Here is an 11,144-nt window from a genome sequence, read left to right on the forward strand (position 1 = left end):
ACGTTTGTGGTGGAACTGATCAAGCCGATTGCCATGGAAGAGGGTCTGCGTTTCGCCATCCGTGAAGGTGGCCGCACCGTGGGCGCAGGCGTCGTGACGAAAGTCATCGAATAAGGTTTCAAATCTAGTGCGGGAGGCTTGCGGGCCTCCCCTTTTTTATTGATTGATGGGTTTGAATGGGCCGGTTGAGTGGCGCTGAATCTCGGGGGTTGCCCGGTGGCGTCCTGATTTTGTTCCTGTCGGGGCCTCGACACGAGTTAGCGGTATCTGCTTCACTGACGGTCAATCCATCGTCCTTATCTCGCGGGACGGACAGCATTGCGGTCTGCCCGGCGGGAAACCGGAAGCTGACTTGAAACCCTGCGGCGCGAGTTGCTGGAAGAGGCATGTGCTGGAGTTCTGAGCAATCACTCTCTGGGAACGCAGCAGATTGAAGGGCCGCTGCGGTTCTACGCCAGGGTCCGGCTCTCCCCGTTTCAGGCCCGGTTCGAGACAAAATTTCGCTGGACGGTGACTCCGGAAGAATTTGTGGCGGCATTGAACTGGGGACCAGGCCGGATCGCGCGGGCCGTCCTGGAAACAGCGCTCAATTGCCGGGAACGCTGAGTTCCATCCCTCTGGCCGTGCGTTACCCTGAGCGCATGGCAACACAGCTCCCGGCCATCTCCACGCACCTTCAAGAGTTCATCGAGAAGCAGCCGGTCTTCTTCGTCGGCACGGCGGCTCCAGATGGCCGGGTGAATGTCTCCCCAAAGGGCATGGACAGTCTGCGGGTACTGGGACCGGGGCAGGTGGCGTGGCTGAACGTCACGGGCAGCGGCAATGAAACGGCGGCGCACCTGCTCCAGCTCCCGCGCATGACGCTGATGTTCTGCGCCTTCGACGGGCCGCCGCTGATCCTGCGCGTTTACGGCGAGGCGCGCATGGTCCAGCCGAACAACGCCGAATGGACGGCCTTCGCCACCCTGTTCCCACCGCTGCCCGGATCGCGTCAGATCTACCTACTGGACGTGGATCTGGTCCAGACCTCGTGCGGGATGGCTGTACCGCTCATGGACTTCCGCGAGGGGCGCGAGAACCTGAACGAGGTTCACCGGAAGAAGGGTGAAGCGCAACTGGCCGAATACCGACAGCTCAAGAACACCCGGAGCATTGACGGATTTCCGACTGGGCTGCCCGAAGCCGCCAAGCCTCCGCTTTCCTGACCTCCTGAAAGCAGCGGTGGACAGTCCGCCCATGACGGTTTATACTCGTGGGTGTTGCCCGCCACCCCGGCGGGCTTTTACCAGCGAATGATCCTGCCCGGTCAGAATGATTGGGGGCAGGCGCTGGGAGCAGTATTTCCCATGACTGGGGGCTGCGAAAGGAGCGACGAACATGGCGAAAGACGGACCCCGCATTATCGTGAAGATGGAAAGCACCGCTGGCACGGGCTTTTATTACACCACCACCAAGAACCGCCGCAACACGCAGGCCAAGCTGGAACTGCGCAAGTATGACCCCATGGCGAAAAAGCATGTGGTTTTCAAGGAGAAAAAGGTCTGATTCCGGCCTTTCTTTGGGCCGCACACGCTGGCCCAGAGACGCCCCTTCAGTCCCTTTCCTCTCCCGCAGGTGAATGCATGAACTTGATCCAGTACTTCCGTGACTCGCGCGCTGAGCTGGGCCGCGTGTCGTGGCCGACGCGCCAGCAGGTGTTCGAAGGCACGCAGGCCGTGCTGATCTTCGTCGTGGCCCTGACCATCATCGTGTGGATACTGGACCTGGTGTTCAGCAACCTGATCCGGCTGGCGCTGCCATGAGTGCGGTGTCCATATGAGCATTGAGTGGTACGCCGTCCACACCTACGTGGGCCAGGAAGACCGCGTGGAACAGCATCTGATGGACCGCGCGGGCCGCCTGGGCATGCGCGGCACCAAGATTTTCCAGGTGTTGCAACCCAGCGAGAAGGCCGTGGAACTGCGCGACGGCGGCAAGAAGGAAACCGTGGAGCGCAAGCTGTTCCCCGGCTACGTCTTCGTGCAGATGGATGTGGAAGACGACGATACGCCCGGTGAACTGGGCGAGTCGTGGGAAGTTGTGCGCGGCACCAACGGCGTGACTGGATTCGTGGGCACCGCCACCCGTCCGGTCCCACTGTCCTATGAAGAGGTCCAGCGTCTGCTGTCCTCCGTGGGCGTGGGGGTGCAGCCCAAGGTCGCCGAAGCGCCGCGCGTCAAGGCCGATTTCAAGGCGGGCGACATGGTGCGTGTCACCGGGGGTCCGTTCGCGGACTTCAGCGGCGTGATCAGCGAGATCAATGTGCCGCAGGCCAAGGTCAAGGTGCTGGTCAGCATCTTTGGCCGTGAAACGCCGGTAGAGCTGGATTTCAGCCAGGTCTCCAAGTAGGACCCTCTCTCCCACACTTGGCAGAGAGAGGGGAAACGAGTAAAATGAAAAAGTTGCTGCCAAACTGCCTGACACAGGCGGCGCAGGCGGAACTTAGCGCCAGCACCCCACGCACGCACCACTGGGGGAGCTAAGGAGTCGAAATGAAGAAAGTCACCGGCATCGTTAAATTGCAATTGCCCGCAGGCAAGGCCACCCCGGCCCCGCCTGTCGGCCCCGCGCTGGGTCAGTACGGCGCGAACATCATGGAGTTCACCAAGGCGTTCAACGCCCTGACCGCCGACAAGGGCGACGCGATCATTCCCGTGGAGATCACCATCTTCGCGGACCGCAGCTTCACGTTCATCACCAAAACGCCGCCCATGAGCTACCTGATTCGCAAGGCCGCTGGCCTTCAGAAGGGCAGCGCCACGCCCAATAAAGCCAAGGTCGGTAAGCTGAACTGGAGCCAGGTCCTGGAAATTGCCAAGACCAAGATGCCCGACCTCAACGCGGGCAGCGTGGAAGCCGCCGCCAACACCGTCGCAGGAACGGCGCGCAGCATGGGCGTGACCATTGAGGGAGGCCCCAATGCCTAAGCACGGCAAGCGCTACCGCGCACTGGAAGGCAAGGTGGACCGCGACAAGCAGTACACCATCGATGAGGCCGCCGCTCTGGTCAAGGACCTCGCCACAGCGAAGTTCGATGAGACGGTGGAGATCCACTTCCGCCTGGGGATCGATCCCCGCAAGAGTGACCAGAACGTGCGCGGCACGGTTTCGCTGCCGCACGGCACGGGCCGCAGCGTTCGCGTGGCCGTGATCACCAAGGGCGACAACATCGCCGCTGCCGAGGCCGCTGGCGCGGACATCGCGGGTGGCGACGAGCTGATCGAGCGCATCGCAGGCGGCTTCATGGACTTCGACGCCGTGGTGGCAACCCCCGACATGATGGCTGCCGTGGGTCAGAAACTGGCCCGCCTGCTGGGGCCGCGCGGCCTGTTGCCCAACCCCAAGAGCGGCACCGTGGGTCCCGACGTGACTGGCATGGTCTCCAGCCTCAAGGCCGGGCGCATCGAGTTCCGCAACGACAAGACCGGCGTGGTTCACGCGCCCATCGGCAAGGCCAGCTTTGATCCGGCCAACCTGAGCGCCAACTACGCCGCGCTGGTCTCCGCGCTGGAAGGGGCCAAACCTGGCACCGCCAAGGGCGTGTTCCTGCGGACCGCCTTCCTGACCACCACCATGGGGCCGAGCATTCCGCTGAGCCTCAGCGCGGGCGCACTGTCTTAACCCTTCACCGAGGGGGCAGCCTCGCCTCTCCCTCATTCCTAATTTCTGGCACCCCGGTGCAACTTCGCACCTCTTTCCCAATTCGTTTCTAGTGCGGCACCCAAGACAGCGGGGACCCTTGCCCGGTTTAAACATCCCGCCGAGTTGCCAGGCTGCGAAGCGCCCAGCGCGAACTTGCACCTGAGACTTGTTCAACCACGAGGAGGTTCACTGCGTGGCGAATCCCAAGAACGTGCAGACCCTCAGTTCCCTCAAGCAGAGCCTGAACGAGATCGAGACGTTTTACGTCGTCGACTACCAGGGCCTGAGTGCCGGACAACTGAGCAAACTGCGCCAAGACATCCGCGAGAAGGGCGGGCAACTGATCGTTGCCAAGAACACCCTGATCGACCGCGCCCTTCAGGAAGGGGGCCGCGACTTCTCGGGCACCCTCAAAGGCCCCAGCGCCCTGGTGCTGGCCCAGACGGACCCCGCAGGCGTCGCCAAAGCGCTGGCCGACGCCGCCAAGGGCAACGACAAGGGCATCCCCACCGTCAAGGGCGGATTCCTGGAAGGCAACAAGGTGGACGTGAGCGTCGTGAACCGTCTGGCCAGCCTGGGCAGCAAGGAAACCTTGCAGGCCGAACTGGTCGGCGTCCTCAGCGCCCACCTCAGCAACTTCGTGGGCATCCTCGAAGCCTACAAGACCAAACTCGAAGGAGAGGGCGCGGGCGCTTAAGCGTCACTCCCCTCTTCAACAGGCTCAAACCCGAACTCAATCCACTTCTGGAGGAACACCAACATGGCATACGACAAACAGGCAATGATCGATCAACTCGGCACACTGACCATCATGGAACTCGCGGACCTGATCGACGGCCTCAAGGAAACCTGGGGCGTCACGGCAGCCGTTTCGATGGGCGGCGGCGGCGGCGTTGCGGCCCCCGCAGCCGAGGAGAAGACCGAATTTGACGTGGTTCTGGTGAGCGCCGGGGCCAGCAAGATCAACGTCATTAAGGAAATCCGCGCCATCACCGGCCTGGGCCTGAAAGAAGCCAAGGACATGAGCGAGAAGGGCGGCGCACTGAAGGAGGGTGTGGCCAAGGACGAGGCCGAGAAGTTTAAGGCCCAGTTGGAAGCCGCTGGCGCGACTGTCGAGCTGAAGTAAGCCTCAACAGGCCTGACCCCGTAACCGGGAGTGCAGCCCTCTGGCCCTTGTGGCCGGGGGGTTTTTTACAGTTTGAGCGAGAGACTGTGAATCTTGCTCGCGGTAACGGCCTGCCCGGTGGACCCCTCACCCTCCCGCAGGGCTAGAGGGAAAAGGCGCACTTTGTCATTTCAACTCAATATCAGGCAGCCACCACGAAAGGAGCTGGTGCCGTTGCGTCAGCGCCTGCCGAATGAGCAGCGAACTGTCCTTTTCCAAGATTTCCAGAACCGGTGTGGGGAGATCAGCGCGGGCCGCCAGCACGAGGCGCACGCCGTAATCTGGATCAGACACCAGCGTCGCCAGCCACTGCGGCGGGAGGTCAGTCCGCGCCGCCACCCGCGCCCGCACCTGCCAAATCGGATGGCGAGCAAGCAACTCAAGCTCTGTGGCACTCAGCTCAGGATGTCCCGCCACGGCCACCTGAAAGCGGGCGTCGGGATGGGCCAGGGCGTAGCGCCTCAGCCAGTCGGGGGCCTGGGGCTGGGCCACCAGATTCGAGACGGCGTCAACCGGCCAGCCCTCCAGTAAACCGGGATGGGCCAGACGCAGCAGGCTCAGGGCTGGATTGCTCAGCACCTCGGCGGGATAATCGGTGGCCAGACGGCCTAGAACAGCGGCGGAGGTGTTGGGGTGGGCCGCCACTGCCGCGCGAACCTCTGGCGGGGACTGCTCGGCCAGAAGGGTTAGCTGCGCCGCCGTCAGCTCCGCCGTCAAGACTCTGCGACTGAGTTCAGTTTCGTCCGCCATACCCGGTGGTCAGGCTTCCCGTGCAAAGGCGGGCGCGGCCAGATACAGCGCGTGGGTGCGAACATCTTGCGGCCAGCCTTGAAGCTGCGTCCCGAACGCTCCGCCGTCGCCCGCATACAGGGCGCGGGTAGCATCCTCGTAGTCGGGCAGGTCTCCTCCCATCACCCCCAGGAAACGGTCTGTAGCAGCCATCGCCCCACGGCGGCGTTCTCCGTCCGGGTCCGCTTTGCGCGCCTCGTCAATCAGCCGCCGCAACGACGCCGATGCCCCGCAGCGCTGGCACTCCAGCCAGTCCCAGTGCCGGGGCAGCAGCGTGACCTCGCGCGCCACGACACCCAGTTTGGGACGCCCCCGCCCCGATCTGGCAGGTGCGGGGGCGTAACGCTCCAGCACCTCGTCCAACGTGCCGCGCAAGTCAAAGTCCACCTGCCGCCCAGTCTGATCATCAAAGGTCAGTAACGGTTCGGCGGCCCGTTCCTCGGCCTTAAGGAGGGACAACACGTCCTGGGGAGGGGCAGTCAGCAGGCGTTCGTGGCCCTGGAAAACGGTCATGGTGGGAGCGGCAGACATACCAAATATTATCCGGGTATAAATCAGGAAGTCAAGAGTATCCGGGAAATATGAATAGCCTGGCGAAGATCAGATGGTGGAAGCGAATACATCAACATCCCCCTGCGCCCGTCGCTGACCTGCTGCCAGCTTCGCAACACGCCCTCCCGCCGGAAGCCCGCGCGTTCGGCAACGTACCAGGAACCCGCGTTCCACGGCTCGACGTACAGTTCCAGTCGGTGAATATCCGGCAAGCTCAGGCCGAAGTCGGCCAGCGTCTTGAGAGCGGCGGATGCCAGACCCCGCCCGCGCCGACTGTTCACCAGCCAGTAGCCCAGGCTGGCGCGGCCCTGATCCCGGTCCCGAAACCACAGCCCGATTTGCCCGGCAGCCTGCCCGGTTTCTTTGCTCTCGGTGGCCAGGGAATAGCCCGCCCCAGAGGGCAGGCGCGAGTGCTGGCGCTCGATGAATTCATGGGCCTGCGGCGGGTCACACCTTGCAGGAGCAGTGGTGATCAGCGGAATCAGGGGACCGAGTCCAGCCTCGACGATCAAGCCAGCATCCCGCGACTCGAAGGGCCGGAGCAGGCACAAATCCACGTCAGGCATCAGGGGTGAGAGGGCTGCACTCACCTCAGCTCGCGCCTCAGGCCCGACGCCAGATCAAACCACTCGCGTTCCTGGCGGCGGTACAGCCCGGTGGCGCGGCTCTCGGTCTTGGCCATGGCGTCCAGCACCCCCTGCGCCTCGGCAGCGCGGCCCTGTTTCACCAGATACGCGGCGTAGCGGGCGCGCGGCTCCTCGGTGGTGGCGGCGGTCATGGCGTCGCGGTAGGTGGCGTCGGCCTCGGCCTTGCCCTGCGCGTCCTGGGCCTGGGCCAGCAGGGTCAAGGCGCGGGTGCGAGTGGCGGCGCTGGTTTTCAGGTCCACCGCGTTCAGGCGGCCCTCGGCCCCGGCGGGGTGGCCGCGCGCCAGATCCAGTTCGGCGCTGGTCAGCAAGACGACCGGGTCGTCGGCATAGATGCCGCTCAGCAGCGGGTCCAGGGTGGCCTGCGCCTCGTCGTTGCGCCCGGCGCGGGCCAGCAGACCGGCCAGGCCCGCGCGGTTGGCCAGCGTGTCGCTCTCCGAGAGCTGCTCCCCTGCCTCGCGGATGCGGGTGTCCAGCGGCTTGAGAGCCTCCACGCCGCGTGAAACTGCCTGCCCGGCCACGCGCCCGCTGCCGCGCAGAGACGGAATCAGCACCAGAAAGGCATACGCCAGCGCGCCCAGCATCCCAAAAATGCTGCCCAGCAGCGCCCCGAAACCCAGCAGGAACATCCAGAAGATCTGCTGGCGGGTCACGATGGCGTGGACCAGACCCACCACCGCCAGCACGCGCAGCACCTTAGAAATCAGGGGCAGGTAGGGTTGGATGACGTCCATCCCGGCCATGATAAGGGGCAGGCGGCGTGGGAATAGGAAAATAACTCAATCTCGCTTCGCGGTTCTCTAACAAGAATGCAGTAAGAATGTCATGTCTAGAATGTAGGCCTATGTCCGGGTCACTCTTTTGCTGGCCGCACCTGTCCACGCCGATGGGCAGTGGCGGGGATAGCGCGCTGTGAGACCCTCGGGCCGGACCTGGCTGAACATGGCCCTGCTGGTCACGGCGGCCTTTGCCCTGACACATCTGGCCTGGATAACGCTGGCCGCAGGCAACGCAACTTTACTGTGGCCTGGGCAGGTCCTGTATCTGGGCGTCATGTATGCGGCCACCCTCACCTGCGTTCTGGCGGCGCGGAGCGGCTCAGGCGGTGCATGGCCCTGGCACTGGATCGCCCTGGCAGTCGCCACCTATGCGCTGGCCGACACCGCCTACGATCTGGTGGAATGGCGCAGCGGATCAGTGCCCACGCCTACCGTGATCGACGCGCTTTATCTGGCGTTCTATTCACTGTTCTGGCTGGGGTCTCTAGCCCTGCCGCGCCAGCCCATGCGCCGTGCCGAGGCGTGGCGGCTGACCCTGGATGTCGGCATTGTGGTGGGGTCCCTGGGCGTGCTGGTGTGGTACGGCGTGCTGGCGGCCCTGCTGGGTGCGGCAGAGGCGAGCCTGATCAGCAAACTGGTCAACCTGTCCTATCCGGTCCTGGACCTATGTACGCTGGGCCTGGTGCTGCTGGTCATGAGGCGCAGCGACCGCTTCCGGCCCGAAGAAAGTCTGATGGCCCTTGGCATGGTTGCGTTTATTGGCGGCGATCTGCTGGACCTGTTCATCGACGCCCATGCAGGTTTCGCTTCCGGCACCCCGGTGGAACTCTTCTGGACTGGAGGGGCGCTGATCTTTGCGCTGGCCGCCTGGAGTTCACGCCATGCCCCGCGCCCTGGCCGCTCGTTCGGGACGGCTGCCCACGTCACTGCCCAGATCACCCGGCCCCTGTATGCGCTGGCCCCCTACCTGGGCCTGACCGCCTGTTTTGCCCTGAGCCTGCTGACCCACGACGAGAACACGCTGGCCGCCCACGGCGCGCTGTGGGGAACGGCGGGGGTCACGTTGCTGGTGGCCTTCCGGCAGATCGCGGTCCTGAGCGACAACACGGGCCTGACCGCGCAACTGGCCGCCCTGAACGCCACCCTGGAACAGCGGGTGACCGCCCGCACCGCCGAGGTCGAGGAGGGCCGCGCCCAACTGGAGGCCCGCGCCCGCGAGATGGCGTGGCAGGCCCACCACGACGCCCTGACCGGCCTGCCCAACCGTGCCGGATTCCTGAGCGCGCTGGGCGAGGCGGTGGCGCAACAGACCGGTGCCGCACAGACTGGTGCCGCACAAACTGGTGTGGCGCAGACTGGTGCCGCACAGACCGGGACCGCACAGGCTGATGCCGGCTCATCATCAGACAGCGCCGCGCCCCTGGCCGTGCTGTTTCTGGATCTGGACGGTTTCAAGGGGGTCAACGACACGCTGGGCCATACCGTGGGCGATCAACTGCTGATCAAGGTGGCCGCCCGGCTGCGCGGCGCGCTGCTGCCCGGCGAGTTCACGGCCCGGCTGGGCGGCGACGAGTTCATGGTCCTGACCTCGCAGCCGCCGCAGGCCCGCGCCCAGCAGGTGCTGGAGTTGTTCGCCCCGCCCTTTGACCTGGGGGGCCGCCCGGTGCGGATCAGCGCCTCGGTGGGGGTCAGCGTCTACCCGGACAGCGGCCAGGACGCCGAGAGCCTGTACATGCACGCCGACGTTGCCATGTACGAGGCCAAACGTGCGGGCAAGGGCGCGGCGCGCGTCTTCGTACCCCGTGAGGCTTTGCGTTCCCGGACCGCGCTGGAACAGGGGCTGAGCGGCGCACTGGAACGCGGCGAGTTCCGGCTGCACTATCAACCCATCTGGGACGCGGCGCAGCGGATCGTGGCGCTGGAGGCGCTGCTGCGCTGGGACAGTCCAGAGTTGGGCCTGCTCTCCCCCGACCAGTTTCTGCCGGTGGTCCATGAGACTGGCCTGGACGAGGCCCTGGGCGACTGGGTGCTGAACGAGGCCTGCGCCCAGCTTTCGCGCTGGCACGCGGCGGGCCACGGTGGGCTGCGGGTGGCCGTGAACGTCTTCCCCGCGCAGTTCGGGCGTGCAGACTTTGCCGGGACGGTGGAGGCGGCGCTCGCGCGGCACGGCCTGGACGGCACGGCCCTGGAACTTGAAGTTTCAGCCGCCCTGCTAAGCGGCTGCGAGGCCCACGCTGGCGGCGTGATGCGCGCCCTGGATGAGCGGGGCGTTCAGTGGTCCATGTGTGACTTCGGCGCACAGTTCTCGGCCCTCTCGCCGCTGCTGGGGCTGCCCATCGGGGTGCTCAAGCTCGACCGCAGCCTGATCGGCGCGCTGGACGGCCCGCTGGACCTCCAGGCGCAGGCCCGCCACGCCGTGCAGGCCACCGCCGCCCTGGCCGGGGCGCTGGGCCTGAGCGTGGTGGCCGAGGGCGTAGAGACCCACGCGCAGTGGCAGGCAGTGACGGCCCTGGGCTGCGACCACAGCCAGGGCTTCTGGCTGGCCCACCCGCAGACTGGGCCAGAAACGGACAGGCAGTTGCAACAGGCGCGCGAGCATCTGCCGGAGAGCGTGCCGGCGATCCAGCCGTAGAGGCTATCTGCTGCCCGCCGCCAGACCGGGTGCATCCCGCTAAGCTGGGATCGGAAAGGCAAGGTGACGAACATCATCCAAGCGCACCAGAGGCTGCGTGTTGTTCAGGTTGGCACGAAGCGAGGCCATGCCACTGGCCCCAGAACGGGACCAGTGCATGCCCGAACCCTTCATGCGCCAGCCAATCACACTCTTGTTGATGCCCTCGATCTGCCCTGAGCCTATCGGCCAGCCCTGGGCGCGGTAGTGGGGATAGTTCATCAAATGCGTACGCCTGTTCAAATAGTTCAGGGCTTGCTGTGCCTCTGGACTCCAATGTTTCTGCCCCACAGGGGCAGAAGCAAAGGTCTGGAGCCAGGTCTGGGCGTCCCACTCTCCCCTGAGCCACGCCTGACGCTCTACGGTGCGCTGTTCGTCGCTCCAACCCAGATCTTCCCTCACCCTGTCCACATAGCTCACGGCATGGAACACGTCCAGGACGTGCTGCGTAACTCCCAGGCAGTTCATGCGGTCTTCGATCCAGAGTGCGCCGTCGGACACGCTGATCAGCGTGTCCTGTTGCCATACACCCGCCACCCGCAAAGAACCGGCCAGCAGTGGAAGAAACTCGTCTGCATCGCATTTTTCGGCCACTGTGATGCGGTTGGCTGGTAAATTCTCGGCGTAGACCGTGAGCGCTTTGATCTCGAACGCCTCACCCGTTTCTCTGGGAATGTCGTCTCTGACGACATTCTTCCCTGTCTTGTGACCGAGGACGATCACGCCATCAGCCTGCACCACCATCACCCGTCCCTTCGTGCCGGGAAGATTGGGCAACGGTTCTTCCGCTCGAAGTTTCAGGGTATGACGAACCATCTGTGCCGTCTGATACGCGAGCGGTGCCATCAGCCGCTGAAGCTGAC

Annotated in this window: 14 protein-coding genes and 1 pseudogene; 10 read left to right on the top strand and 5 right to left on the bottom strand. The window is 64.8% G+C overall.

What is annotated here, in order from left to right; genetic code table 11:
• The 9 genes from Q322_RS22750 to rplL form a co-directional block, all read left to right on the top strand.
• Positions 1–114 (top strand): EF-Tu C-terminal domain-related protein (locus tag Q322_RS22750; protein WP_156953149.1); only part of this gene is annotated, 114 nt, incomplete at its 5' end.
• Between the two features lie 527 nt (positions 115–641).
• Complete coding sequence (locus tag Q322_RS0118175) at positions 642–1,205, top strand: pyridoxamine 5'-phosphate oxidase family protein (protein WP_029479292.1); 564 nt, start codon at positions 642–644, stop codon at positions 1,203–1,205.
• Between the two features lie 172 nt (positions 1,206–1,377).
• Entirely contained in the window at positions 1,378–1,545 is a 168-nt protein-coding gene (gene rpmG / locus Q322_RS0118180; protein ID WP_029479293.1) for a 50S ribosomal protein L33, read from the top strand.
• A 77-nt stretch (positions 1,546–1,622) separates the two neighbouring features.
• Positions 1,623–1,802: a preprotein translocase subunit SecE gene (gene secE, locus Q322_RS0118185; RefSeq protein ID WP_029479294.1), complete on the top strand. Its 180-nt coding sequence runs from the start codon at positions 1,623–1,625 to the stop codon at positions 1,800–1,802.
• A gap of 13 nt (positions 1,803–1,815) precedes the next feature.
• Positions 1,816–2,388: a transcription termination/antitermination protein NusG gene (gene nusG / locus Q322_RS0118190; RefSeq protein WP_029479295.1), complete on the top strand. Its 573-nt coding sequence runs from the start codon at positions 1,816–1,818 to the stop codon at positions 2,386–2,388.
• Positions 2,389–2,531: 143 nt separating this feature from the next.
• Positions 2,532–2,966, top strand: a complete 435-nt coding sequence (gene rplK, locus Q322_RS0118195) for a 50S ribosomal protein L11 (protein WP_029479296.1) — start codon at positions 2,532–2,534, stop codon at positions 2,964–2,966.
• A complete protein-coding gene (rplA, locus tag Q322_RS0118200) occupies positions 2,959–3,660 on the top strand; it encodes a 50S ribosomal protein L1 (RefSeq protein WP_029479297.1) in 702 nt (233 codons plus the stop codon). The genes rplK and rplA overlap by 8 nt, the downstream gene beginning before the upstream one ends.
• A gap of 214 nt (positions 3,661–3,874) precedes the next feature.
• Positions 3,875–4,378: a 50S ribosomal protein L10 gene (rplJ, locus tag Q322_RS0118205; protein ID WP_029479298.1), complete on the top strand. Its 504-nt coding sequence runs from the start codon at positions 3,875–3,877 to the stop codon at positions 4,376–4,378.
• Between the two features lie 63 nt (positions 4,379–4,441).
• The gene (gene rplL / locus Q322_RS0118210; protein ID WP_029479299.1) at positions 4,442–4,807 is read left to right on the top strand and encodes a 50S ribosomal protein L7/L12; all 366 of its coding nucleotides are present in this window, start codon (positions 4,442–4,444) and stop codon (positions 4,805–4,807) included.
• Between the two features lie 165 nt (positions 4,808–4,972).
• Here rplL and Q322_RS0118215 read toward each other — a convergent pair whose 3' ends face one another.
• The 4 genes from Q322_RS0118215 to Q322_RS0118230 are packed head-to-tail and all read right to left on the bottom strand — an operon-like array spanning position 4,973 to position 7,565.
• On the bottom strand, positions 4,973–5,563 hold the full coding sequence (locus Q322_RS0118215; RefSeq protein WP_162176641.1) for a hypothetical protein: 591 nt from the start codon (positions 5,561–5,563) through the stop codon (positions 4,973–4,975).
• A gap of 42 nt (positions 5,564–5,605) precedes the next feature.
• On the bottom strand, positions 5,606–6,166 hold the full coding sequence (locus tag Q322_RS0118220) for a DUF2239 family protein (RefSeq protein WP_029479301.1): 561 nt from the start codon (positions 6,164–6,166) through the stop codon (positions 5,606–5,608).
• A 23-nt stretch (positions 6,167–6,189) separates the two neighbouring features.
• A complete protein-coding gene (locus Q322_RS0118225; RefSeq protein ID WP_034419232.1) occupies positions 6,190–6,753 on the bottom strand; it encodes a GNAT family N-acetyltransferase in 564 nt (187 codons plus the stop codon).
• Positions 6,754–6,773: 20 nt separating this feature from the next.
• The gene (locus Q322_RS0118230; protein WP_034419235.1) at positions 6,774–7,565 is read right to left on the bottom strand and encodes a hypothetical protein; all 792 of its coding nucleotides are present in this window, start codon (positions 7,563–7,565) and stop codon (positions 6,774–6,776) included.
• 178 nt (positions 7,566–7,743) lie between these two features.
• Here Q322_RS0118230 and Q322_RS21965 point away from each other — a divergent pair, with 178 nt between their 5' ends.
• Positions 7,744–10,242, top strand: a complete 2,499-nt coding sequence (locus tag Q322_RS21965; protein WP_156953150.1) for a putative bifunctional diguanylate cyclase/phosphodiesterase — start codon at positions 7,744–7,746, stop codon at positions 10,240–10,242.
• Between the two features lie 39 nt (positions 10,243–10,281).
• On the opposite strand, the pseudogene Q322_RS0118240 reads toward Q322_RS21965, so the two are convergent.
• Positions 10,282–11,144: pseudogene (locus Q322_RS0118240) on the bottom strand (hypothetical protein); the annotation flags it as partial.

Origin of the sequence: Deinococcus frigens DSM 12807, from assembly GCF_000701425.1 — a bacterium.
GTDB lineage: Bacteria > Deinococcota > Deinococci > Deinococcales > Deinococcaceae > Deinococcus > Deinococcus frigens.